Annotated in this window: 21 protein-coding genes; 15 read left to right on the top strand and 6 right to left on the bottom strand. The window is 71.5% G+C overall.

From position 1 onward, the window contains the following. The first annotated feature begins 34 nt into the window (after positions 1-34). From WH07_RS09630 to WH07_RS09605, 6 genes are all read left to right on the top strand, one after another. A complete protein-coding gene (locus tag WH07_RS09630; protein WP_063775745.1) occupies positions 35-1,411 on the top strand; it encodes a DUF2252 domain-containing protein in 1,377 nt (458 codons plus the stop codon). A gap of 51 nt (positions 1,412-1,462) precedes the next feature. Then, positions 1,463-2,476, top strand: coding sequence for a J domain-containing protein (locus WH07_RS09625; protein ID WP_079023101.1), 1,014 nt, complete (start codon positions 1,463-1,465; stop codon positions 2,474-2,476). Positions 2,477-2,584: 108 nt separating this feature from the next. Beyond that, entirely contained in the window at positions 2,585-2,929 is a 345-nt protein-coding gene (locus WH07_RS09620) for a rhodanese-like domain-containing protein (RefSeq protein WP_046497898.1), read from the top strand. 121 nt (positions 2,930-3,050) lie between these two features. Further along, positions 3,051-3,758, top strand: a complete 708-nt coding sequence (locus WH07_RS09615) for a DUF5819 family protein (protein WP_046497895.1) — start codon at positions 3,051-3,053, stop codon at positions 3,756-3,758. 164 nt (positions 3,759-3,922) lie between these two features. Beyond that, entirely contained in the window at positions 3,923-5,140 is a 1,218-nt protein-coding gene (locus WH07_RS09610; RefSeq protein WP_232788796.1) for an HTTM domain-containing protein, read from the top strand. Next, a complete protein-coding gene (locus WH07_RS09605) occupies positions 5,137-5,859 on the top strand; it encodes a TrmH family RNA methyltransferase (RefSeq protein ID WP_046497893.1) in 723 nt (240 codons plus the stop codon). Before WH07_RS09610 ends, WH07_RS09605 begins: the two co-directional genes overlap by 4 nt. 26 nt (positions 5,860-5,885) lie before the next feature. On the opposite strand, the gene paaN is transcribed toward WH07_RS09605, so the two are convergent. After that, positions 5,886-7,604, bottom strand: a complete 1,719-nt coding sequence (gene paaN / locus WH07_RS09600; protein WP_046497891.1) for a phenylacetic acid degradation protein PaaN — start codon at positions 7,602-7,604, stop codon at positions 5,886-5,888. A 169-nt stretch (positions 7,605-7,773) separates the two neighbouring features. On the opposite strand from paaN, the gene WH07_RS09595 reads away from it, so the two are divergent. Together WH07_RS09595 and WH07_RS09590 are read left to right on the top strand one after the other, a co-directional pair. Next, a complete protein-coding gene (locus WH07_RS09595) occupies positions 7,774-9,342 on the top strand; it encodes a 3-hydroxyacyl-CoA dehydrogenase (RefSeq protein ID WP_046497888.1) in 1,569 nt (522 codons plus the stop codon). Next, positions 9,339-9,953, top strand: coding sequence for a TetR/AcrR family transcriptional regulator (locus tag WH07_RS09590; RefSeq protein WP_046497885.1), 615 nt, complete (start codon positions 9,339-9,341; stop codon positions 9,951-9,953). Before WH07_RS09595 ends, WH07_RS09590 begins: the two co-directional genes overlap by 4 nt. Before the next feature lie 84 nt (positions 9,954-10,037). On the opposite strand, the gene WH07_RS09585 is transcribed toward WH07_RS09590, so the two are convergent. Then, a complete protein-coding gene (locus WH07_RS09585) occupies positions 10,038-10,700 on the bottom strand; it encodes an Lrp/AsnC family transcriptional regulator (RefSeq protein WP_079023100.1) in 663 nt (220 codons plus the stop codon). A gap of 176 nt (positions 10,701-10,876) precedes the next feature. Here WH07_RS09585 and pdhA point away from each other — a divergent pair, with 176 nt between their 5' ends. The 7 genes from pdhA to WH07_RS09550 all read left to right on the top strand — a co-directional run bounded on the left by pdhA (position 10,877) and on the right by WH07_RS09550 (position 19,382). Next, positions 10,877-12,043, top strand: coding sequence for a pyruvate dehydrogenase (acetyl-transferring) E1 component subunit alpha (gene pdhA / locus WH07_RS09580; RefSeq protein WP_046497882.1), 1,167 nt, complete (start codon positions 10,877-10,879; stop codon positions 12,041-12,043). Further along, positions 12,040-13,044, top strand: coding sequence for an alpha-ketoacid dehydrogenase subunit beta (locus WH07_RS09575; RefSeq protein ID WP_046497880.1), 1,005 nt, complete (start codon positions 12,040-12,042; stop codon positions 13,042-13,044). Before pdhA ends, WH07_RS09575 begins: the two co-directional genes overlap by 4 nt. Beyond that, entirely contained in the window at positions 13,044-14,492 is a 1,449-nt protein-coding gene (locus WH07_RS09570; protein ID WP_046497877.1) for a dihydrolipoamide acetyltransferase family protein, read from the top strand. Before WH07_RS09575 ends, WH07_RS09570 begins: the two co-directional genes overlap by 1 nt. Before the next feature lie 108 nt (positions 14,493-14,600). Beyond that, positions 14,601-15,452: an NTP transferase domain-containing protein gene (locus WH07_RS09565; protein WP_046497875.1), complete on the top strand. Its 852-nt coding sequence runs from the start codon at positions 14,601-14,603 to the stop codon at positions 15,450-15,452. A gap of 362 nt (positions 15,453-15,814) precedes the next feature. Next, the gene (locus tag WH07_RS09560) at positions 15,815-17,242 is read left to right on the top strand and encodes a molybdopterin molybdotransferase MoeA (protein WP_106409539.1); all 1,428 of its coding nucleotides are present in this window, start codon (positions 15,815-15,817) and stop codon (positions 17,240-17,242) included. A 20-nt stretch (positions 17,243-17,262) separates the two neighbouring features. Continuing rightward, positions 17,263-18,324 (top strand): potassium channel family protein, encoded by a 1,062-nt coding sequence (locus WH07_RS09555; RefSeq protein ID WP_046497872.1) that lies wholly within the window; start codon positions 17,263-17,265, stop codon positions 18,322-18,324. Between the two features lie 68 nt (positions 18,325-18,392). After that, on the top strand, positions 18,393-19,382 hold the full coding sequence (locus WH07_RS09550) for an NAD(P)H-quinone oxidoreductase (protein ID WP_046497870.1): 990 nt from the start codon (positions 18,393-18,395) through the stop codon (positions 19,380-19,382). A 325-nt stretch (positions 19,383-19,707) separates the two neighbouring features. Here the strand turns inward: WH07_RS09550 and WH07_RS09545 are convergent, their stop codons facing one another. The 4 genes from WH07_RS09545 to WH07_RS09530 form a co-directional block, all read right to left on the bottom strand. Next, on the bottom strand, positions 19,708-20,247 hold the full coding sequence (locus tag WH07_RS09545) for a bacterial proteasome activator family protein (RefSeq protein ID WP_079023102.1): 540 nt from the start codon (positions 20,245-20,247) through the stop codon (positions 19,708-19,710). A 176-nt stretch (positions 20,248-20,423) separates the two neighbouring features. After that, positions 20,424-23,267: an ABC transporter permease gene (locus WH07_RS09540; protein WP_046497862.1), complete on the bottom strand. Its 2,844-nt coding sequence runs from the start codon at positions 23,265-23,267 to the stop codon at positions 20,424-20,426. Continuing rightward, positions 23,264-24,013, bottom strand: coding sequence for an ABC transporter ATP-binding protein (locus WH07_RS09535; protein ID WP_046497860.1), 750 nt, complete (start codon positions 24,011-24,013; stop codon positions 23,264-23,266). The genes WH07_RS09540 and WH07_RS09535 overlap by 4 nt, the downstream gene beginning before the upstream one ends. A gap of 158 nt (positions 24,014-24,171) precedes the next feature. Next, positions 24,172-24,828, bottom strand: coding sequence for a PadR family transcriptional regulator (locus WH07_RS09530; protein WP_046497857.1), 657 nt, complete (start codon positions 24,826-24,828; stop codon positions 24,172-24,174). Between the last annotated feature and the right edge of the window lie 125 nt (positions 24,829-24,953).

The raw sequence follows: 24,953 nt of genomic DNA, 5'->3' as shown, positions 1-24,953 counted from the left end.
CGGGGCGCACGGGGCTCGGGTCGGCGGGGCTCGGGTGGGACCGGCGGCGCGGACGCCCAAGGAGCTGGGCAAGGCGCTGCGGGCCCGGGTGCCGAGGTCCTCGCACGACTCCGTCGTGTTCGCGGCGGGGCGGCCCGGCGCCGTTCGGGCCGTCGAAGAGTCCAGCCGCGGCCGGGTGCCCGAGCTGGCTCCGCTGCGGGTCGGGCGGATGGCCGCCAGTCCCTTCGCCTTTCTGCGCGGCGCGGCCGGACTGATGGCCCATGACCTGGTGGGCACTCCGGTCACCGGCGCCGCCGCGCAGATATGCGGCGACGCGCACGCGGCGAACTTCGGTCTGTACGGGGACGCGCGCGGTCGGCTCGTCATCGATCTCAACGACTTCGACGAGACCGTGACGGGCCCCTGGGAGTGGGACGTCAAGCGGCTCGCCACCTCGCTGGTGCTGGCCGGCCGGGAGGCGGGCGCGGACGAGGACACCTGCCGGCGCGGGGCGTACGACACGGTGGGCGCCTACCGGCGCACGATGCGTCTGCTGGCCAAGCTCCCCGTCCTCGACGCGTGGAACGCGATCGCGGACGAGGAACTGGTCTCGCACGCGGACGCGCGTGATCTGGCCGGCACTCTGGAGCGGGTCGCGGGGAAGGCGCGGAACAACACCAGCGCGCGGTTCGCGGCCAGGTCGACCGAGGCGGTGTTGGACGCGAGCGGGGCCACCGGCGCGGACGTCCAGCGGCGCTTCGTGGACGCGCCGCCCGTGCTGCGGCGGGTGCCGGACGAGGAGGCCGCGGCGGTGGCCGCCTCGCTGGAGGAGTATCTCGGCACGCTCCCCGAGGACCGGCTGCCGCTGCTCGCGCGGTACGCGATCCACGACGTGGCGTTCCGGGTGGTCGGCACCGGCAGCGTCGGGACCCGGTCGTATGTGGTGCTGCTGCTCGACCACCGGGGCGAGCCGCTGGTGCTCCAGGTGAAGGAGGCACGGCCCTCGGCCCTGCTGCCCCATCTGCCGGCCGCCGGATTCGAGGCGCCCGCGGTGGTGCACGAGGGGCGGCGGGTGGTGCTGGGACAGAAGCGGATGCAGGTGGTGAGCGACAGCCTGCTGGGGTGGACGACCGTGCGGGGCAGACCCTTCCAGGTGCGGCAGTTCAGGAACCGGAAGGGGAGCGTCGACCCCGCGGCACTGCCGGCCGACCAGATCGACGACTACGGAAGAATGACCGGAGCGCTGCTGGCCCGGGCCCACGCGCACAGCGTGGACCCCCGGCTGATAGTCGGCTACTGCGGTAAGAACGACGAGCTGGACACGGCTGTGGCGGGCTTCGCCATGGCGTACGCGGACCGCACGGAGGCGGACCACGCCGAGCTGGTGGCGGCCGTGCGGAATGGGCGGATAGCTGCCGAGCTGGGTGTGTGACGGCCGGGAGCGGAGCGGAGGCCGCCGCTCCTCGCCCCGTACGCTGGACGGGTGATGCAGGACGCCCCTGGGGAGCCGACGATCCGTAACGACGACGAACGGGATGTACGAGACGTGCCGGATGCGACGGAATCCACGGTGGCGGCGGGCGTGAGCGATGCGGCGGAGGCCCCGCAGGGCGGGCCCGGCGCGGCGGACACGACGGACGGGGCGGTCGGCGCGGACGACTCGGCGGGTACGGCGGAGGGCTCGGCAGGTACGGCGGAGGGCGTCGGCGAGACCGCCGGGGCGGCCCGGCCCGAAGCGCGGCTGGAGCGGGCCGTGCGCGTTGCCGAGCAGGCACTGATCGAGTTCGAGATCGCGCTGGAGACCTTCCGGATCGAGGTGGAGAACTTCTCCCGGCTGCACCACCAGCGGCTCGGCCCGATGTACGCGCGACTGGACGAGCTGGACGCGCTGATCGCCGAGGCCCGCGCGGCCAGGAGCGGCGACCCCGATGACCTGCGCAAGGCGCGGGAGGCCCGCGCGATGGTGCAGCCGATGCCGGGGGTCGAGGAGCTGTTCCACGACTGGCTCGATTCCGACGGCCTCTCGCCGGAGGCGGCGGCGATGCTGACCGAGCAGCCCGTACGTCCGCCCAAGCGGGTCCGGCCGAGCGACGAGGCGCGCAAGATCTACCGCGAGCTGGTGCGCAAGGCCCACCCGGACCTGGCACGGGACGACGCGGAGCGGGCCAGACGTGAGGAGTTCCTCAGCCGCGTGAACGCGGCTTATGGGCGGGGGGACGAGCCGCTGCTGGAGGAGCTGGCCGCGGAGTGGGCCGCGGGGCCCGTACTGAAGGCGCCGGCCCTGAGCGAGAGCGAGGAGCTCTACGCCCGGCTGGAGTGGCTGTCGCAGCGCAAGGAGATGCTGACGCTGGTCGCCAAGGAGCTGGAGGAGAGCGCGATCGGAGCGATGCTCAGGATGGCGCCCGACGACCCGGACCGGCTGCTGGAGGAGATCGCCGAGCAGTTGCTCGCCGAGGTCGCCGGACGTGAGACGGAACTGGCCGGGCTGGTGGAGTAGGTTTTCCGGAGTCCCGCACACCTGGCCGGGTTTGTTCCGCACACCCGGCCGCGGTCCCTGCCCCGGTCCTGCTCCTGGTCCCGGCCTGTACGAGAGAAGGCACAGCTCATGAACTTCGCCCCGCTGCCCTCGGTCGATGTCGCGGCGGTCCCGTCCGACGGACTGGTGCTGGACGTCCGGGAGGACGACGAGTGGGCGGCCGGTCATGTCGAGGGCGCGCTGCATGTGCCGATGAGCGACTTCGTGGCCCGCTTCGGCGAGGTGACCGAGGCGGTGGCCGGGGGCCGGAAGGCCTATGTGATGTGCCGGGTCGGCGGGCGCTCCGCACAGGTCACCCAGTATCTGGTGCAGCAAGGCCTGGACGCGGTCAATGTGGACGGCGGCATGCTCGCCTGGGACGGCGCGGGGCGGCCGATGGTCACGGACAACGGCACCGCGCCGTTCGTGCTCTGAGACTTGTGCTCTTAGACCTCGCCGGTCCCGGTTCCGGACTCCGGACCCAGGTCCTGGACTCGGCCCGTAGGGTGTCAACCCTCTGGACGACTGAGCGGGCGCGGGCGGGGATCGGGGCGGGATGGATTCGTACGACGACAAGGGTGTGAAGGCCGGGCCCCCACCCGGCGCCGGGATAGCCGGCCTGTCCCTTCCCGGCCAAGTGGTGGCCGCCGCGGCGCTCGCGGTCCTCGGGCTGCTGGCCTGCACGCATCTGGCCATGGTCTTTCTGCATGCCGCCCCGTCCAACACGATCACCAAGCAGCACGGCAAGGCCGTCGACGAGTGGGTCTACCCCGAGTTCGAACAGAACTGGAAGCTCTTCGCGCCGAATCCGCTCCAGCAGAACATCGCTGTCCAGGTGCGCGCCGAGGTGGCGAAGCCCGACGGCTCCCGGACGACCACCGGCTGGATCGATCTCTCCGCCGAGGACGGCGCGGCGATCCGCGGCAATCTCCTTCCCAGCCATGTCGACCAGAACGAACTGCGCCGCGCCTGGGACTTCTTCACCGGCTCGCACGACAACGACAACCGCCCCAACGGCCTGCGCGGGCAGCTCTCCGAGAGCTATGTCCGCCGCATCGTGATGCTGCGCCTCGAGGTCTACCGTCTGGGCGGTCCCGTGGAACGCATTCAGCTCAGGTCCGCCGCCACCACGGTCGCGGCGCCCCCCTGGAGCACCGAGAAGACCGATACGCGTCCGTCCTATCGGCTCTATCCCTGGTGGACGGTGAGCGCCGCGGACCTTCCCGAGGGCGTACGGAACGGCCGTACGGAGGCGGAACAGTGAGCGCGCACCCGACCGACCAGCCGACGGATCAGCCAAGAGGGTCCGGTGACCAACCCGATGACCGGCAGCACGAGCGGCCGGCAGGTCAGCCCGATCAGCAGCCGATCGATCAGCAGCCGGCCGGCCAGCAGTCCACCGGCCAGCAGCCGACCGGCCGGCCGGGCCTGCGGCCGGGCCCGCGGGCTGCGGGGAGGCCGCTGCTGGTGGCCGGGCCGGCCGTCCGTGCCGTCCAGCGCGTCACCGCAGCCGCCCTCGGCCCGTACCAGAGCGCCGTCGTCCGGATCGGCTTCGCCGGCGCCTGGCTGCTGTTCCTGCTGCGCGAACTGCCCCACCGGCGCGAGCTGTACGGACCTGACGGCCCGTGGAGCTGGGACATGGCCCAGCAGCTCATCGCGAAGAACGGCGCCTTCACCGGTCTGATGTGGTCGGACAGCGGGGTGTGGTTCGAGATCGTCTACGCCGTCGCTGTGCTGTCCAGCGCGCTGCTGATGATCGGCTGGCGAACCCGGACGATGTCCGTGCTCTTCATGTTCGGCGTGCTGTCGCTCCAGAACCGCAGCATCTTCATGGGCGACGGCGGGGACAACGTCATCCATCTCATGGCGATCTATCTCGTGCTGACACGCTGCGGCCAGGTCTGGTCGCTGGACGCCAGGCGGGCGGCGCCCGGCGCGGACGGCGCCCGGCGGGACCGGATCGGGCCGGTGCTGTGGAGCTGTCTCGGGGTGTTCCTGGTCATCGGCTCGGCGACGGACCGGATCCACGCCGATCTGTGGCTGGTGATCGTCTTCTGGGGCGTCTGGATCGGTCAGGCCTTGTGGTGGGCGGCGAACCACTACGCGCCGGACGGTGAGCCGCGCGCGCTGCTGGATGTCCTCGCCAACCTCCTCCACAATGCCGCACTTGTGGTGATCATGGCCGAGGTCTGTCTGGTGTACGCCACGGCGGGCTGGTACAAGATCCAGGGTTCGCGCTGGCAGGACGGAACCGCCCTCTACTATCCGCTCAAACTGGACTACTTCAGCCCCTGGCCGGAGCTTTCCTCCCTGCTCGCGGCCAGCGGTGTCATCGTGATGCTGGTGACCTACGGCACGGTCATGGTGCAGGTCGCGTTCCCCTTCACGCTCCTCAACCGGCGCGTCAAGAACGTACTGCTGGCCTGCATGATGCTGGAGCACGCCGCCATCGCGGTGGTGCTCGGACTGCCCTTCTTCTCGCTCGCGATGATCGCCGCCGACGCGGTGTTCCTGCCGACGCCCTTCCTGCGGTGGCTGGGCGGCCGGGTCTCGGGTCTGGGGAACCGGCTGTTCTCCCGGCCCAGCGTGTCCCTGCCCGAGCAGCGGAGCGACAGTCCGGAGCAGAGCCGTACTCTCGTCGGGTGAGCAGCGAGACAACGGCGGAGGTCCGCGGGCCGGCCCCGGAGGACCTGGAACCCGTCCAGTACGACGAGGGCTTCGGCCCGGAGGTCGGCGTCGGGCCGCACCCCGGCCCCTGGCCGCGCGGCGAGCGGTACGACCCGGAGCTGCTGGCGGCCGGGGACCGGCGCAATGTCGTCGACCGCTACCGGTACTGGACGCGCGAGGCCGTTGTCGCCGATCTCGACACCCGGCGCCATGACTTCCATGTGGCGGTGGAGAACTGGACGCACGACTTCAACATCGGGTCGGTGGTCCGCACCGCCAACGCGTTCCTCGCGAAGGAGATCCATATCGTCGGGCGGCGGCGCTGGAACCGGCGCGGTGCGATGGTCACCGACCGGTACCAGCATGTGCGCCACCACTCCGACGCCGCCGGGCTGATCGCGTGGGCGGCGGCGGAAGGGCTGCCGGTCATCGGGATCGACAATCTGCCGGGGTCCGTACCGCTGGAGCGGACCGAGCTGCCGCGCCGCTGTGTGCTGCTCTTCGGGCAGGAGGGGCCCGGTCTGACCGAGGAGGCCCGTGAGCACGCCGCGATGGTGTGCTCGATCGCGCAGTTCGGCTCGACCCGCTCGATCAACGCCGGAGCCGCCGCGGCGATCGCCATGCACGCCTGGATCCAGCGGCACGCCGTCATCCCGGACACCGCCGCCGGCGATGCCCCAGGGCCGCCCGCACCCTGACCAGCGGGCGGTCCCGGAGCGCCGCCCTATGCCTGGCGCCTGACCTCCACCATCCGGAAGCGGTTGGCCACGAACGCCGAGTCGCACAGCGCCGCGTTCGCCGCGGGATTGCCGCCGGAACCATGGAAGTCCGAGAAGGCCGCCGTCTGGTTGACGAACACGCCTCCCGTGAGATTCAGCGAGAGCTGCGCGGACTCCTCCAGACAGACCTCCTCGATCGCGCGCTCCGTCTCCGGCGAGGTCGTGTACGCGCCGACCGTCATCGCGCCCCGGTCGCGGATCGTGCGGCGCAGCAGCTCCACCGAGTCGTCCGTGGAGTCCATGGCGACCGCGAACGACACCGGGCCGAAGCACTCGGTGAGATACGGGACCTCCGCGGCGCCCTCGGCCCCGCTCTCCCCCGCCTTCTCCCAGGACTTGCGGGAGCCGTCGGCCTTGACGATCGCGGGCGTACGGACCACGGCGTCCGGGAAGTCCGGATTGCTGATCTCGCGCGAGGGGAGCGCGACATCGCCCAGTGCGGCGGCGGCCTCCAGCCGGGCCTTCACATCCGGGTTGACCAGCGCGCCCAGCAGCCCGGCGGCACGGGCGTCGTCACCCAGCAGCCCGCTCACCGAGGCCGCGAGATCGGCCACCACCTCGTCGTACGACTTCTCGCCCGCGTCCGTCGTGATGCCGTCCCGGGGGATCAGCAGATTCTGCGGGGTGGTGCACATCTGGCCGCTGTAGAGCGACAGCGAGAAGGCCAGATTGGACAGCATCCCCTTGTAGTCGTCGGTGGAGTCGATGACGATCGTGTTGACCCCGGCCTTCTCCGTGTAGACCTGCGCCTGGCGGGCGTGGGTCTCCAGCCAGTCGCCGAAGGCGGTCGAACCGGTGTAGTCGATGATCCGGATCTCCGGGCGCGTGGCCAGCGGCTTGGCGATGCCCTCACCCGGCCGCTCCACGGCCAGCGCCACCAGATTCGGGTCGAAGCCGGCCTCGGCGAGCACCTCGCGAGCGACTCGCACGGTCAGCGCCAGGGGCAGCACCGCGCGCGGGTGGGGCTTGACCAGGACGGGGTTGCCGGTGGCCAGGGAGGCGAACAGGCCCGGATAGCCGTTCCACGTCGGGAACGTGTTGCAGCCGATCAGCAGCGAGATGCCGCGCGGGGCGGCGGTGAAGGTCTTCCGCAGCTCCAGGGGGTCGCGCTTGCCCTGCGGCTTGGACCAGTCGGCGGCGGCCGGGGTGCGCGTCTGCTCCGCGTACGCGTACGCCACCGCCTCCAGGCCGCGGTCCTGGGCATGCGGCCCGCCCGCCTGGAACGCCATCATGAACGCCTGCCCGCTGGTGTGCATCACCGCGTGCGCGAACTCGTGCGTGCGGGCGCTGATCCGCGCGAGGATCTCCAGACAGACCAGGGCGCGGGTCTCGGGCCCGGCGTCGCGCCAGGCGCCCATGCCCGCGCGCATCGCGGGCAGCAGGACATCCACGTCCGCGTGCGGATACTCGATCTCCAGCGCCGGGCCGTACGGCGAGATCTCGCCGCCCGTCCAGCCGTCCGTGCCCGGCTGGTCCAGCTCGAAGCGGGTGCCGCGCAGGGCCTGGAAGGCGGCCAGACCCTCGGCCGGCGCGCTCTCGCCGTACGCCTTGGGATGTTCGGGGTGGGGCGACCAGTAGGCGCGGCTGCGGATCGCCTCAAGGGCCCGGTCGAGTGTGGGCCGGTGCTTTTCTGAGAGCTGCTGGGGGCTGAGCTGGGCGGCCATGACGGACCCACTCCTCGGTCGGGCTGAGACGGGGACATGTGCTGACGGACAGGGTTAGAGTAACCGAACGATCGGTCGGGACAAGGGGGCCCGGCGAACCTGTGGACAACTCACCCCGGGGAGAACTCATGGCCCCGTCGGTGCCCGCTCATACGGAAGGATTGCTCCCATGACAGCGATTGAGTCCGGCCGTGTCGTCGCGGTCGTCGGCACCGGAACGATGGGCCAGGGAATAGCCCAGGTGGCGCTGGTCGCCGGACATCCCGTACGGCTCTACGACGCCGTGCCGGGCCGCGCGGAGCAGGCCGCCACCGCCCTCGCGGGACGGCTCGGCCGGCTGGTCGAGAAGGGCCGGCTCGACGCGGCGACGCGCGATGCCGCGGTGGCCCGACTCCGCCCGGCCGCGGAACTCGCCGAGCTGGCCGACTCCGCGCTGGTCGTGGAGGCCGTACTGGAGCAGCTCCCCGTCAAGCGCGAACTGTTCGCGGCCCTGGAGGACCTTGTCTCCGACGACTGCCTGCTCGCCACCAACACCTCCTCCCTCTCGGTCACTGCCGTCGCGGGCGCGCTGCGTGTCCCCGGCCGCCTGGTCGGACTGCACTTCTTCAATCCCGCGCCCCTTCTGCCGCTCGTGGAGGTCGTCAGCGGCTTCGCGACGGACGAGGAGGTGGCGCTGACCGCGTTCGATACGGCGCGCGCCTGGGGCAAGACGCCGGTGCGCTGTGCCGACACCCCCGGCTTCGTCGTCAACCGCATCGCCCGTCCGTACTACGCCGAGGCCTTCCGGGTGTACGAGGAGGGCGCCGCCGATCCGGCCACCATCGACGCGGTGCTGCGCGGGAGCGGTGGCTTCCCGATGGGCCCCTTCGAGCTGACCGATCTGATCGGTCAGGACGTCAATGAGGCCGTCACCCGGTCCGTATGGGAGTCCAACTTCCAGGATGTGCGGTTCACACCGTCCCTCGCGCAGCGCAGGCTCGTGGAGTCGGGGCGGCTGGGCCGCAAGTCGGGCCGGGGATGGTTCCCGTACGGCGAGGACGCGCCGTCCGTGGAGGCACGGACGGCCGGACCCGCGCCGGCTCCCTCGTCCGTCACCGTCCAGGGCGAGCTCTTCGCCGCGGACTCGCTGCCCGGCCTGATCGAAGAGGCGGGAATCGGGGTCCTCTTCAAAGAAGACGCCGTTCCTGGCCATCCGGGCTGGATCGAGCTGTCCGACGGCACGCGGCTCTTCCTGTCGGACGGTTCGGCCGCCGACGACGCCGACATGCCCGTCATCCACTTCGATCTCGCGCTGGACTACCGTACGGCGACCCGGATCGCCCTGGCACCGGCCGCCGGGGTCGACGAGGCGGCCCTGAACGAGGCCATCGGGCTGTTCCAGGCCCTGGGCAAGGACGTCAGCGTGATCGCCGACATCCCCGGCATGATCGTCACCCGTACGGTGGCGATGCTCGTGGACTTCGCGCTCGACGCGGCGGCCCGCGCGGTGGCCACCCCCGAGGACATCGACACCGCGATGCGACTGGGCGTCAACTACCCGCGCGGCCCTCTCGACTGGGGCAAGGAGCTGGGCGCGCGATGGGTGCTGTACGCGCTGGAGGCCCTGCACGAGGAGTACCCCACCGGCCGATACGCCCCCTCCCAGGCGCTGCGCCGGCTGGCCCTGGCGCAGGAACAGCGAGAAGAGCGGGGCGAGCGGGACGAGCAGGGTGGGCACGGGGAGGAGGATGGGGTATGAGCACCGCCAAACGCGACACCTATACGCCCGAGACCCTGCTGACCGTCGCGGTCCAGGTCTTCAATGAGCGCGGCTACGACGGCACCTCCATGGAGCATCTCTCCAAGGCCGCCGGGATCTCCAAATCCTCGATATACCACCATGTGGTCGGCAAGGAGGAGCTGCTGCGCAGGGCCGTCAGCCGCGCCTTGGACGGGCTCTTCGGGATCCTCGACGAGGACGGCGCGACCCGTGGACGGGCCGTCGAGCGCGTCGAGCACGTGACCCGCCGTACGGTCGAGGTGCTGATGGCCGAGCTGCCCTATGTGACGCTGCTGCTGCGGGTCAGGGGCAACACCCAGACCGAGCGCTGGGCCATGGAGCGGCGCCGGGAGTTCGACCACCGGGTCGCGGATCTGCTCAAGGCGGCGGCGGCCGACGGGGATCTGCGGGCCGACATGGACACTCGGCTGGCGACCCGGCTGCTCTTCGGGATGGTCAACTCCCTGGTGGAGTGGTACCGGCCGCACGCGGCGGGCGGGTACAGCCGCGAAGAGGTGGCGGAAGCGGTCGTACGGATGGCTTTCGCCGGGCTGCGCACCGAACGCGAGGGCTCCGAAGGCCTGTCCTGAACGAGCCCTCCTGGACGGGGCACTTCCGGACGGGGCACTTCCGGACGGGTCTCTTTCGGAAGGGTCTCTTTGGGTCGGGTCTTTCTAGAGCGTCGGACCGGCGGTCGTCCCGGACCCCAGGTCCGTTTCCTCGAAGACCAGCAGCGTGCGGGTGGAGAGCACCTCGGGGATGGACTGGAGCCTGGTCAGGACCAGTTCGCGCAGTGACCGGTTGTCCGGCGCGTGCACCAGCAGCAGTACGTCGAAGTCGCCGCTGACCAGTGCGATGTGGGCCGCCCCCGGCAGCTCTTCGAGCTGCTCGCGCACAGTGCGCCAGGAGTTCTGCACGATCTTCAGGGTGATGTACGCGGACGCGCCCTGACCCGCGCGTTCATGGTCGATCCTGGCGCTGAAGCCGCGGATCACGCCGTCGTCGATGAGCCGGTTGATCCGGGCGTACGCGTTGGCGCGCGAGACATGGACACGCTCGGCGACGGACCGTATGGAGGCCCGGCCGTCCGTCTGCAGGATCCGGAGGATGTCCTGGTCGATGGCGTCGAGCGGGCGCGGTGGCGGGATCCGGTCCGGCGGAGGGGTCCGCTCCGGTGCGGAGGTCCGCTCGGGTACGGAAGTCCGTTCGGGTACGGGGGCTCGGTCGGGTACGGGGGTCCGCTCCGCGGTGCCGCCGGTCCGGCCGCCCCCCGGTACGCCGCGCCCGGGCGTCTCGTCGCTCCGGTCCGTGTCCTCGGCCATTTGTTCAGCTCCCATGTCCCCCCGCCTCTCCGCGATGGACGGCCTGTGGTCATCCCAAGCTGTGGAGAACCGTTTGTCCACAGGCTGGAGCCGCCTGTAGCCAAAATGCCTGAACGACCGAACAATCGGTAGGTGAGGCGTGCCACACCCGGCACCCCGTCGTCCGTCCGCTCCCACGAGGAGGTGCACGCGTGAAGAAGAGCAGTACGTCGGTCCAGGAGCTGCCCGGTGCCGCGGCCGACCGGCCCGTCCCGCCCCCGGCGTGGCAGCCGCGTACCGACCCCGCACCGCTGCTCCCCGACCCCGCGCCGTACCGCGCGCTGGGCACGGACGCCGTGGCCGCCGCCGACCCCGGGCTGCTGCTGCGGCTGTACGGCGAGCTGGTCCGCGGCCGTAGGTACAACGCGCAGGCGACGGCCCTCACCAAGCAGGGCAGGCTCGCGGTCTATCCGTCGAGCACCGGCCAGGAGGCCTGCGAGGTCGCTGCCGCCCTGGTCCTGCGCGAGCAGGACTGGCTCTTCCCCAGCTATCGCGACACCCTCGCCGCCGTGGCGCGCGGCCTCGACCCGGTCCAGGCCCTGACGCTGCTGCGCGGCGACTGGCACACCGGTTACGACCCGTACGAACACCGGATCGCGCCGCTGTCCACCCCGCTCGCCACCCAGCTTCCGCACGCCGTCGGCCTGGCCCACGCCGCGCGGCTGAAGGGGGACGACGTGGTGGCGCTGGCCATGGTCGGCGATGGCGGCACCAGCGAGGGCGACTTCCACGAGGCGCTGAACTTCGCCGCCGTGTGGCAGGCCCCGGTCGTCTTCCTCGTACAGAACAACGGCTTCGCGATCTCCGTGCCGCTCGCCAAGCAGACCGCCGCGCCCTCCCTCGCCCACAAGGCCGTCGGGTACGGCATGCCCGGCCGGCTGGTGGACGGCAATGACGCGCTGGCGGTGTACACGGTGCTGCGCGACGCTTTCACCCGCGCGGTGCGGGGTGAGGGTCCGACGCTGATCGAGGCCGTGACGTACCGCATCGAGGCTCATACGAACGCGGACGACGCGACCCGCTACCGCTCCGGCGGCGAGGTCGAGACCTGGCGCGCGCACGACCCGATCCGGCTGCTGGAGCATGAGCTGACGGAGCGGGGGATCCTCGACGAGGACGGTGTCCGGGAGGCCGCGGAGGCCGCCGAGACCATGGCCGCGCGGCTGCGGGACCGGATGAACGCGGAGCCGGTGCTCGACCCCATGGATCTCTTCACCCATGTCTACGCGGACCAGACCTCGCAGCTCCGCGAGCAGGCGGAGCAGCTCCGCGCCGAACTGGCCGCGGCGGCCGGGGAAGGACCGGGTGAGGTGCGATGACCACGGTCGCGGTGAAGCCCGCCACCATGGCCCAGGCGCTCCAGCGCGCGCTGCGCGACGCCATGGCCGAGGACCCGTCCGTCCATGTCCTCGGAGAGGACGTCGGAACCCTCGGCGGAGTCTTCCGGATCACCGACGGGCTCGCCGCGGAGTTCGGGGACGACCGCTGTACGGACACCCCGCTCGCCGAGGCGGGCATCCTGGGGACGGCGGTCGGAATGGCGATGTACGGACTGCGGCCGGTGGTCGAGATGCAGTTCGACGCCTTCGCCTATCCGTCGTTCGAGCAGCTCATCAGCCATGTGGCGAAGATGCGGAACCGTACGCGCGGTGCGATGCCGCTGCCCATCACCGTGCGGGTGCCGTACGGCGGCGGGATCGGCGGGGTCGAGCACCACAGCGACTCGTCCGAGGCGTATTACATGGCGACGCCCGGCCTCCATGTCGTCACGCCCGCCACGGTCGACGACGCGTACGGCCTGCTGAGGGCCGCGATCGCCTCCGACGATCCGGTCGTCTTCCTGGAGCCGAAGCGGCTCTACTGGTCCAAGGCGTCCTGGTCGCCCGACGATCCGGCGCCTGTCGAGCCGATCGGCCGGGCCGTCGTCCGGCGCCGGGGCAACAGCGCCACCCTCATCACCTACGGGCCGTCCCTGCCGGTCTGTCTGGAGGCGGCGGAGGCGGCCCGGGCCGAGGGCTGGGACCTGGAAGTGGTCGATCTGCGCTCCCTGGTGCCGTTCGACGATGCCACGGTGGCCGATTCCGTACGGCGCACCGGGCGCGCCGTGGTCGTCCATGAGTCCACCGGTTTCGGCGGCCCCGGCGGGGAGATCGCCGCCCGGGTGACCGAGCGCTGCTTCCACCATCTGGAGGCTCCGGTGCTGCGGGTGGCGGGATTCGATATTCCGTATCCACCGCCGATGCTGGAGAGGCACCATCTTCCGGGAGTGGACCGGGTGCTGGACGCGGTCGCACGGCTCCAGTGGGAGGCGGAGAGCTGATGGCCCAGGTGCTGGAATTCAGACTGCCGGACCTCGGTGAGGGGCTGACCGAGGCGGAGATCGTCCGCTGGCTGGTGTCGGTGGGCGATGTGGTCGCCATCGACCAGCCGGTGGTCGAGGTGGAGACGGCCAAGGCGATGGTGGAGGTGCCGTGCCCCTATGGGGGCGTGGTCACGGCGCGCTACGGCGACGAGGGCACGGAGCTGCCGGTCGGGGCTCCGCTGCTGACGGTGGCGGTGGGGGCGTCGGAGCCGGGGGAGGTGCCGGCCCCGGCCGGCGAGCGGCCTTCGGTGTCCGCTGCCGGGCCCGCCGCCGCTGAGCCGCCTGCCGGGCCCGTCGCCGATTCGGCCGCGCGGTCCGCCGCCCGGCCGGGTTCCGGCCCGGCGGGCCCGTCCGCCGGTGAGACATCCGGCAATGTGCTGGTCGGGTACGGAACGGGTGCGCCGGTGGCGCGACGTCGCCGGGTCCGTCCCGTGCGAACCGCCCCTTCCGCCGCTCCCCGTATTCCTACCGCGCCCGGCGCGGGTCCGCTCAACGGTGCGATGGGGCCGGTCCCGGTGGTCTCCCCGCTGGTGCGCCGACTGGCCCGTGAGCACGGTGTCGATCTGCGTGCGCTGACCGGCTCGGGGCGGGACGGGCTGATCCTGCGGTCCGATGTCGAGCAGGCGGTCCGGCACGGTGCCGTGCGGCCGGAGCCCGCGACGGCCGCGACGCGCGCCGCGGTGACCGCGCCTTCTCCGGCGGCGGCCACGCGGGAAGGGGCCGTCCGGGTGCCGCTCCGCGGTGTGCGGGGCGCGGTCGCGGACAAGCTCAGCCGCAGTCGGCACGAGATCCCGGACGCGACCTGCTGGGTCGACGCGGACGCCACGGAGCTGATGGCCGGGCGTACGGCGATGAACGCGGCCGGGGGCCAGAAGATCTCCCTGCTCGCCCTGCTGGCCCGGATCTGTACGGCGGCCCTGGCCCGTTATCCGGAGCTGAACTCCACCGTGGACACGGCGGCCAGGGAGATTGTGCGCCTGCCCGCCGTGCATCTCGGTTTCGCCGCGCAGACCGATCGCGGGCTGGTCGTCCCGGTCGTACGGGACGCGCACACCCGCTCCGCCGAATCACTGAGCGCGGAGTTCGCGCGGCTGACGGAGGCGGGCCGGTCCGGCACGCTCACACCGGGCGACCTGACCGGCGGGACCTTCACGCTCAACAACTACGGGGTGTTCGGCGTCGACGGTTCCACGCCGATCATCAACCACCCGGAGGCCGCGATGCTCGGGGTCGGCCGGATCGTACCCAAGCCCTGGGTCCACCAGGGCGAGCTGGCCGTACGTCAGGTGGTGCAGCTCTCGCTCACCTTCGACCACCGGGTCTGCGACGGCGGTACGGCGGGGGGCTTCCTGCGCTATGTGGCGGACTGCGTCGAACAGCCGGCGATGCTGCTGCGCACGCTGTAGCGGGATATTCCGAACGAAGGGCACAGAAAGCGCCGACATTCCCGGGAAGTTCGGCCCGGGGACAACGCCGGGCGCTTCGAATGGGTGATCGCGGCTCATACTTCAGCCATGACCGCCTATGACGCCATCGTGCTCGCCGGAGGTGCCGCCAAACGGCTCGGCGGCGCCGACAAGCCAGGGGTACGGGTCGGGGGCAGAGCGCTGCTCGACCGGGTGCTGGCCGCCTGTGACGAGGCCGGCAGGACCGTCGTCGTGGGCGATCGACGGCCCACGGCGCGACCGGTGCGCTGGGCGCGCGAGGAGCCGCCCGGCGGCGGGCCCCTGGCCGCGCTCGACGCGGGGGTGCGGTGCGTGGAGGCCGACACCGTGCTCGTACTCTCCGCGGATCTGCCGTTCCTGGGGAAGCCGACGGTGCGGCGGCTGGTCGGGGCACTGGAGGCCGGCGGGCAGGAGGCGGTGCTCCTGACGGACGCGGACGGGCGCGACCAGCCGCTGGTCGCCGCGTACCGCGCGGAGCCGCTGCGCCGTGAACTCGCCCTTCTGGCAACGGAGTACGGCAATCTGCGCGGGCTTCCGCTGCGCCTGCTGCCGGACGAACTCGAACTGGCCCGGATCGATGACGACCCCCTTGCCTCCTTCGACTGCGACACCTGGGAAGACATCTCCACGGCCCGGGCCCGGATCAGGGAGCATGGAACTGTGCTGGATGAATGGATCACCGCTGTCAAGGACGAACTCGGCATCGAGCTCGATGTCGACATCCGCGTCCTGCTCGACCTCGCCCGGGATGCCGCGCACGGCGTCGCCCGGCCCGCCGCGCCGCTGACGACCTTCCTGGTCGGCTACGCGGCGGGCAGGGCCGGCGGAGACGGCCCCGAAGCCGTCGCCGAGGCGTCCCGCAGGGCAGTGGCGCTCGCCGCCCGCTGGGCGGAGGAGACGAAGGGCGACGACGCGGGATGACGCCCCGGGACCGGGAGTCCGAGGAGATCGAGGAAGCGCTGGCCTTGGTCGGCAGGAAGCCGCCCGGGTCGAACGCCCAGCCGGGTGCCGACAGCCCGGACCGGGGCCATGGCCGGGGCGGAGGAAAGCCGGGCGTAGACAGGCACGGTGCTGGTCCCGGAGCTTCGGTGTCCGGCCCTGATGGGGTCGGCGGCGTGGACCCGGGTGCCGGCCAGGACGGCGACGGCCCGGACTCGGGTCGGGGGACGGGCCGGAGCGGCGGCGCGGACGGCGGCGACGTCCTGGACCCGGGCCGGGCGGCGGACCGGCAGCGCGGTGCCGGCCCTGGCACCTCGGCGCCAGGCGCGAACCGGGGCGGCAGCATGGAACCGGGCGGGGAAGCCGAAGGGCACGGCTCACCTGCCACCGCCGTCGGCGCCGGGACGCCTGCTGCGGGTGTCGCGGGCCGAAGCGCCGCTTCCGGCGCGCATACCGCAGGCGGGCGGCACCGTGCCCGGGCGTGGGAAGAAGCCCGCGCCATCGCCGAGCGGGCGGGACGGAGTGCCGGGGGCGACCCGGCTCCGCGGGCCGAATCCGTGCCGCTCGACCGGGCGTTGGGGCGGGCGCTCGCCGAGGCCTTGACCGCGCTGACCGATCTGCCGTCCTTCGACACCTCCGCCATGGACGGCTGGGCGGTCTCAGGGCCCGGCCCCTGGACCATACTGAGCGCGCCCGGCAACTCCTCCGAGGCCGGGGACAGCACCAGGCCCAGCGCCGGGGACGGCACCGGCGACAGTGGCATCCTTGCCGGGCAGGCGGTGGCCGCGCCGCTCCCCGACGGTTCGGCGGTACGGATCGCCACCGGCGCCCGGATCCCGCCCGATGTGACCGCCGTGATCCGCAGCGAACACGCCCGGACCGACAGCGGCGGCCGTCTCCATGCCGAGCGCGAGGTCGCGCCCGGTCAGGACATCAGGCCGCGCGGCCAGGAGTGCCGCTCCGGCGACCGGCTGCTGCCCGCCGGTTCCCTGGTGACCCCGGCAGTCCTCGGCCTTGCGGCGGCGGCCGGATACGACGGACTTCTCACCGTCCCCCAGCCCCGCGTCGAGGTACTGGTCCTCGGTGATGAGCTGCTCACCGAGGGCCTGCCCCATGACGGGCTGATCCGTGACGCCCTGGGCCCCATGCTCGGGCCCTGGCTCCGTGCGCTCGGCGCGGAGGTCCTCGCCACCCGCCGGATCGGCGACGATGCCGACGCGCTGCACCGTGCGATCACCGGTTCCGAAGCCGACCTTGTCATCACCACTGGCGGTACCGCCGCGGGTCCGGTCGACCATGTCCACCCGGTGCTCCGGAAGGCCGGTGCCGAACTGCTGGTGGACGGCGTTGCCGTGCGCCCTGGCCACCCCATGCTGCTGGCGCGGCTGGCGCCGGGACACCATCTCGTGGGGCTACCCGGCAATCCGCTTGCCGCGGTCTCCGGACTGCTGACACTCGCCGAACCCCTGCTGCGCACACTGGCGGGACGCTCGCCCCGCGTTCCGTACCGGGTGCCGCTTCGCGAGGCGGTGCATGGCCATCCGTACGACACGCGTCTGGTGCCCGTTGTCCACCGCGACGAGGGGCTCGTACCGCTTCATTTCAACGGTCCGGCCATGCTCCGTGGTATCGCTGCCGCCGATGGACTGGCCGTCGTACCGCCCAGCGGTGCGCGGCCCGGTGAGGAACTGGAAGTGCTTGACCTGCCATGGACGGCCTCGGCCGATGGTCCACTGGAGGGTGTTTCACGTGAAACAGGGTGTTTCACGTGAAACTTCCTGGCCATGACGCTATGGCGCGGCACGCCGACGAGTATCTGGTGACCTCCCGGGTGAAGCTTCCGCGCCGCAGGGCTGTACGCCCGCTGCGCCAGGTCAGCCGACGCCTGCTGATGGCCCTGTTTGTGCTGGCCCTGACGGTGTTTCTCGTCTACATCGACAACGAGGGCTACCACGACAACGCCGATGACTCCGTCGACTTCCTCGATGCCGTCTACTACGCCACCGTGACCCTCTCCACCACGGGTTACGGCGACATCGTCCCGTACAGCGACAGCGCACGGCTTGTGAATGTGCTGCTGGTGACCCCGCTGCGGGTGGTCTTTCTCATCATCCTGGTCGGCACCACTCTTGAGGTCCTCACGGAGCGCACCCGGGAGGAGTGGCGGCAGAACCGCTGGAGGTCCAACGTGCGCGACCACACCATCATCGTCGGCTATGGCACCAAGGGACGGTCGGCGGTCCAGACCCTCTGTGCCACCGGTCTCAAGAAGGACCAGATAGTCATTGTCGACCCGTCGAACAAGGTGATCGAGGCGGCCAACGCGGAAGGGTTCGTCGGGATCGTCGGCGATGCGACCCGCAGCGATGTGCTGCTGCGCGCGGAGCTTCAGCGCGCCCGCCAGATAGTCATCGCCACTCAGCGCGATGACACGGCGGTCCTGGTCGCGCTGACGGCACGCCAGCTCAACCGGGCGGCGAAGATCGTTGCCGCCGTGCGCGAGGAGGAGAACGCGCCGCTGCTGCGCCAGTCGGGCGCCGACGCGGTCATCACCAGCGCCAGCGCCGCCGGCCGGTTGCTCGGTCTCTCCGTGCTCAGCCCCAGCGCCGGTACGGTGATGGAAGACCTGATCCAGCAGGGCAGCGGCCTGGACCTCATCGAACGCCCCGTCATAAAGGCCGAAGTGGGCCGCAGCGTAAGGGAGACGGACGATCTGGTGGTGAGCGTGCTGCGCGGACATCGGCTGCTGGGGTACGACGATCCGGCCGCGAGCCCGCTCCAGTTGACCGACCGTCTGATCACCATCGTCCGTGCCCAGAGTCCCGCCGCACAGGACGGCTCCAACTCGTCGTAGCACCTATGCCCTAGCCGGAACATCGGTGGAGCAGCCGCCGCACCGGCGCCGGGGGGTAGCCTCGCGCCATGCATGCGATCACGATTCCGGAACCCGGTGGCCCCGAGGCGCTTGTATGGGCCGAGGTGCCCGATCCCGTACCCGGCGAGGGCGAGGTCCTCGTTGAGGTCGTGGCGAGCGCGGTCAACCGCGCCGATCTTCTGCAACGGCAGGGCTTCTACGATCCCCCGCCCGGCTCCTCCCCGTACCCCGGCCTGGAGTGCTCCGGGCGGATCATCGCGCTGGGCGCGGGGGTCGCGGGCTGGGCCGTCGGCGACGAGGTGTGCGCGCTGTTGGTGGGCGGGGGGTACGCCGAGAAGGTCGCCGTACCCGCCGGTCAGCTTCTTCCCGTACCGAAAGGGCTGGATCTGGCGACGGCCGCGGCGCTCCCCGAGGTCATCTGCACGATCTGGTCCAACGTCTTCATGATCGCCCACCTGCGCCCCGGTGAGACCCTGCTGGTGCACGGCGGTGCGAGCGGTATCGGCACCATGGCCATCCAGCTCGCCAAGGCGGTGGGCGCGAAGGTCGCGGTCACGGCGGGCAGTCCCGCGAAGCTGGAGCGCTGCGCCGAGCTGGGCGCGGACATTCTGATCGACTACCGCGAGCAGGACTTCGTGGCAGAGATCCGCGGTGCCACGGGCGGCGCGGGGGCGGATGTCATCCTCGACATCGTCGGCGCCAAGTATCTGGAACGGAATGTGAAAGCGCTGGCCGTGAACGGCAGGATCGCGGTGATCGGCCTTCAGGGCGGGGTGAAGGGCGAACTCAATCTGGGTGCTCTGCTGCAGAAGCGCGGTGCCATCACGGCGACCTCGCTGCGCGCGCGCCCGCAGTCGGAGAAGGCGGCGATCGTCGCAGCGGTACGGGAACATGTCTGGCCACTGATCGAGAACGGCGATGTCCGGCCCGTGGTGGATCAGTCGCTGCCGCTGGCTGAGGCGGCGGAGGGGCATCGCGCGCTGGAGGCCGGCACGCATATCGGCAAGGTGCTGCTGCTCACGTCGGCAGTGGGCTGACCGGACCGCGACGGGCCGGGGGCCCGCCCCCTGGCCCGTCGCAACGGGCCACGAAGCGGCCGGACGAACCGGCACCCGCCCGCACACATCTCGCACAACGGGGCCGCATCTCGTACGAAACCGGGCTGCGGCTCGTGCGAAACCGGGCCGCGGCCGGACCGTAAGCCGACCGAACCCCGGGCCCGGCCCGAACGCCCGCCGGCCGACAGCCGCCGAATACGGATACGGCCCGAACGCCCGCCGGCCCGCAGCCGCCGACCACCGATAAGGCCCGAACGCCCGCCCCAGCCCGCGGGCCGCCGTACTACAGCCCGCAGTCGCCGTACTACAGATACGGTCCCGAGCGGATCGCGCCGTGGCCCGGCTCGCCCTCGTCGTCCTGGACCGAGCCCGGCGGCAGCGCGCGGCGCATCTGTTCGAGCTGGGCCCTGGCCGCCATCTGCTGGGCGAACAGCGCGGTCTGGATGCCGTGGAAGAGGCCCTCCAGCCAGCCCACCAACTGCGCCTGCGCGATGCGCAGTTCCGCCTCGGAGGGAATCGCCTCGTCCGTGAAGGGCAGCGAGAGCCGCTCCAGCTCCTCCACCAGCTCGGGGGCGAGCCCGTCCTCCAGCTCCTTCACCGAACCGGCGTGGATCTCCTTGAGCCGCACCCGGCTCGCCTCGTCCAGAGGAGCCGCCCGCACCTCCTCCAGAAGCTGCTTGATCATGCTGCCGATGCGCATGACCTTGGCGGGCTGTTCGACCATCTCTGTCACGGGAACCTCGCGCGCCTCGTCGGCCCCACCGCCGCCGAGCGCCATCCCGTCCTGTCCCACCACAAGGACATGGGGGCTCTCCTGCGACCGTTCGTTACTCGGCATCTCCATACGGCCCATTGTCTCGCACGTGTGCGTCACCACGGTGTGTGCCCCCGTACGGAGATGATCCACCTCCGTACGGGGGCACGACGCACGGGCGTCGGCCGCCTCGGAAACCGGTCCGGCAGGGCAGGCCGGACCGGTCCTGTGGGGCAGGCCGGACCGGTCCTGCCGGGCAGGCCCCGTCAGGTGGCCGCGCGACGCCCCAGTGTCCGGTGCGAGCGGGTGACCAGTGCCGCGAGGACCGCCGCGCCCAGCGGGACGGCGATCAGCAGCGCGGCCAGCGTCCCCCACGGGATGACGACGGGCACATACGGCAGCGAGACGGAGGTCAGCCCCTCGTCGAGCGCCTCGCGGTACGAGTTCAGCCCGCTGCGCCGCTCCGTGAGCCGGAGCCCGATCGCCGGGAGCACCCCGGCGGCCGAACCCAGCAGCACGCCCATCCCCGCCACCACCCCGCACTGGAATCCGCTGAGCGTTCTGCGGACCCGCGACGGGGCACCGACCGCGGCGAGCGTCTTGAGGTCGGCCTCGGCGTCGGCCTGGGCCAGCCCGGTCGCGATTCCGGCCGCGCCGATGGTCACCAGCCCGGCGAAGACCGTCAGCGCCAGCAGCACGATGCTGGTCTCGCTGGTGTATCCGGCCTCGATGTCGAGCTGCACGGAGCTGCCGGTCTTGTCCAGCTCGCTCTCCAGCTTCTGCTTCTGGGTGTCGCTGGGCAGGGCGCTGGTGGTGAAGTACGCGCCGAGCGGGACGGTGCTCAGACCCGCGGCCTTGGCCGTGGCCGGGGTCAGCAGCGTCGTGACGCCGTACGCGTTCGGGTCCCCGGGGACCTGGTAGGCCGGGATCGACTTGACGACGCCGGGCGCGGGCAGGTCCTTGGTCATGGCTTCGTCGGCCTTCTCAAGGTCCGTGATCAGACGGATGCCGATCTTCCCGTCCGTATCGACGTTGCGCTTGTCGAACGAGACGGCCTTGCCGTCCGCCAGGGCCTTCACCGCAGCCGGATCGTCGATGCCGAGGACCTTCATCACCGCGGCGTCACCCACCAGCACACCGCCGTTGACAAAGCTGTAGACCGAGTTCTCCTTGCAGCGCCAGTCCTTGATGAGTCTGCGCCGCTCGGCCTTGCTGAACTTCTCCGTGGGGTCCTCCGCGCCCGTGGACCAGAGCGGGCACTGCTGGGCCTCCGGTACGACCACTTCGTACTCTCCGCAGCCGTCCTCCCTGCCGTACATCGGGCAGCTCGGCTTGCCGACGGAGATCCGGTCCACATCGGCCCGTACGTCGGTCGGAAGGATCTTCTCGACCGCCGTACGCACGGTCGGAACAGCCCGGCCGCCCTCTTCGTCGATCATGACGGAGACCGCGCCATGGGGGAGCTGCGGTGTGTACGAGGCCCGGTACTGGGCCTCCTGGCTCGCGGAGTACGTGGAGACCGCCACCGTGCCGGCGACCGCGGCCAGCACCGCCGCCACCGCGGGGGCCGTGCGGCCCCGGTTCCGTACGGCGTCCCGCAGCGCCAGCCGCGGTGAGAGGGGCAGCCAGCGGCCGGTCCTGCCGAACAGCCCGACCAGCGCCGGAGTCAGCGCGACCACGCCCAGTTCGGCGATGGCGCTGCCGCCCGCGACGACCGCGAACTGATCGGTCATGGTCGAGCCGTACAGCGCGATCACCGCGCCCAGGACGACCGCGATCAGGCCCAGCACCGGAAGGAGCCTGCTGCTTCCGCGCACGCCGCGGCGGCCGGTGAGCGAGGCCAGAACGGTCTGCCGGGAGGCGGTGACGGCCGGGACGATCGCCGCCAGCAGACCGGTGAGCACGGCGAGCAGCGCGATCCCGAGGAGTTCCAGGGGCCGGATGTCGAAGACGCCGAAGCGCTGGCCGATGTAGTCCTCGAGGACGGGACGCAGGGCATAGGTGAGGCCCAGGCCCAGGAGCGTGCCGACCACGGCCGAGGCGACACCGATCACCAGACCGCCGCCGAGCACGATCGCCCGGATATGGCGCCGGTCACCGCCGTTGGCACCGACAAGGCCGAGCTGGCGGCGCGAGCGGCGGGCGCCGACCGCGAAGGCGGGACCTGCCAGCAGACAGATCTCCAGCATGGCGAGGCCGACGATGGTGCCCACCGCGGCCAGCTCGGTGGCGTTGCTGCCGCCCTCCTGGTAGTCGCGTCGGCTCTCCTGCTGGTACAGGGGCACATCCGCGTCGGCGGGCGGGTGCAGGGTCACGGCGCGCGAGACCACTTTGACGCCATGGGCGTTGGCCTGCTGCACCATGTTCCACGTGAAACCACCCGGGACGCGCACGAGATGGGTGGTGCGCGGCTCGGTCCCTGGCAGCCCGTCGGCCTGGAGCGCCTTGTCGAGCGGGGCCAGCAGCGCCCCGGGAAGCGCGTTGACCTGGTTGGTGTCCAGCGAGTCGGGCAGTTCGTAGGCACCGACGATCCGGTATGTGGCATCGAGTCCACGGGCGGAGAGCTCGGAGCCCACGCGCAGCCCGCTGACCTCCAGGAAGTGGCTGGTCGCCGCGACCTCGCCGCCCTTCTCGGGGAAACGGCCCTCGTTGAGGCGCAGCAGGCCACGGGCGATCGGGTCCCCGGCCTTCAGCTCGCGGATCTCGGTCTGGAGCAGCCCGTGCGTGGTACGCAGCTTCGCGACGGCCAGGGTGTCCTTCAGGGTGGTGGCACCCGCCGGAATGGCCTTGGTGACATCACCGGGTCCGCTGGGCCAGGGTTCGTCGTCGAAGTTGCCGACCGGCGAGTAGGTGTCGCCGACGGGGCTCTGGTAGATGGCGTGCCCGCCCAGCTCGGGGTCGCTGATCTCCGCGTCGGCCCGGCCGAGCGTACGGTCGAGCTGCTCCTCGGTGGACAGTTGCGCGCTGCGCACGGTCAGATCGAAGGCACTCACCCCGAGGATGGGCAGCGCGATCATCGAGAGGACCAGAAAGCTGCGGCCCTTGTAGCGCCAGGCGTCGCGGCGGGCTATGCGCAGCGCGGCACGCCAGGAGTGGTACCAGGTCTTCACAGTTCGGCCGCCTGGCCCGTGAGCAGCGAGTCCGCCTGGCTGCGGATGGTCTGGTCGACGACCGCGCCGTCCCGCAGGAAGACCACCCGGTCCGCCCAGGCCGCGAAGCGCGGCTCATGGGTGACCAGAACGCCGGCGGCGCCCGCGTCGCAGCGGGTGCGCAGCAGCGCGAGCACGGACTCGCCCGTCTCGGAGTCCAGCGCCCCGGTCGGCTCGTCCGCGAGTACGAGTCGCCGGTCGCCGACGAGCGCGCGGGCTATCGCCACGCGCTGCTGCTGGCCGCCGGACATCTCGTCGGGGAACCGGTCGGCGAGCTGCTCCAGCCCCATCTCGGTCAGCGCGGCCACGGCCTCGGTGCGTGCCTTGCGTGCGGAGGTGCCGTCGAGTTCCCGGGGCAGCGCGATGTTCTCGGCGGCGGTGAGGGCGGGGATGAGGTTGTAGTCCTGGAACACGTAGCCGATGCTGCGGCGGCGCAGGGCCGCGAGCTGCTTGCGGTCGACGGTGGTGATGTCGGTGCCCTCGACGATCACCCGGCCCGAGCTGGGGCTGTCGAGACCGCCCGCGATGGTCAGCAGCGTGGACTTGCCGGAGCCCGAGGGACCCATGACGGCGACCAGTTCGCCGGGGAAGACATCGAGGTTGATACCGCGCAGGGCATGGACCTCGGTGGCGCCACTGCCGTGGACACGGGTCAGCTCCTGGAGTTGCAGCACGGGCTGCTGGGACGATCGTGCGTTTTCAGGCATAAGGGATCCCTTTTGGGCGTGCGGGCACGTACGGGTGGTGTGAGGTACGTGCTGAATCAGGTATGTGCTGAATCAGGAAGGGCGGGCGGGGCGGACCGGCCTGAGAGGTACCGGCCTGTCATCACATGCCGGCCCTGTTACCTGCCGGACTGAGACCGTCACCTGCCGGACTGAGGCGTGTCGGACGAACGCGCGTCGGCGAGACCGGGCCGGTCGCTCTCGGCGGGGCTCTCCGAGGGGTTCCGTACGGGACCGTCCGCCGGCCGGCCGTCCGGCTCCGGCAGCAGGGAGAGCCGGATCAGGCGGGCTTCGCAGTGGTCGAGCCAGCGGGCCTCCGCCTCGGTCTGGAAGATGAGCTGTTCCAGTACGAGCAGCCAGGCCACCTCGTGACGGTCCGCCGGGACCGCTTCCAGGGCCTGTGCCTTCAGCCGGGTGTAGTCCTGCATCGCCTTGATGGTGTGGCGGCGCTGTGACTGGATGACCTCCCGGATGTCGACGCCGGGCGCGCCCACCGCCATGGCGAGCTTGATCGCCAGCTCGTCGCGGGGCGGGCTGGTGCGGTCGACGGGCCTGCGGAACCAGGCCTTCAGCTCGGAGCGCCCGGCGTCCGTGATCACGTAGAGCGCATGGCCCGCGAGGTCCTCCCCGTCCTGCGTGACCAGGCCGTCGCGCTCCAGACGGCCGAGGGTCGTATAGACCTGGCCCACATTGAGCGGCCAGGTGGCGCCGGTACGGGACTCGAATTCCGTACGGAGCTGAGAGCCGTAGCGAGGGCCACGTTCGAGGAGGGCCAGCAGCCCATGACGTATCGACATACTGAGTATGTATACCGAGTATGGAGTGGCCCGCAAGCGACCTGAGGCGGACGTCATAAGTCCGCCGTAAGGATGACGGCGGGGTCGGGCGCGGGCCCGGTACGAGGCCGAGGGCGGGCCGGGAG

It is taken from the genome of Streptomyces odonnellii (assembly GCF_000981895.1).
GTDB classification, from domain to species: Bacteria; Actinomycetota; Actinomycetes; order Streptomycetales; family Streptomycetaceae; genus Streptomyces; species Streptomyces odonnellii.
Note: the sequence above shows the minus strand (reverse complement) of the source record. Positions and strands in the feature narration are given on the sequence as shown.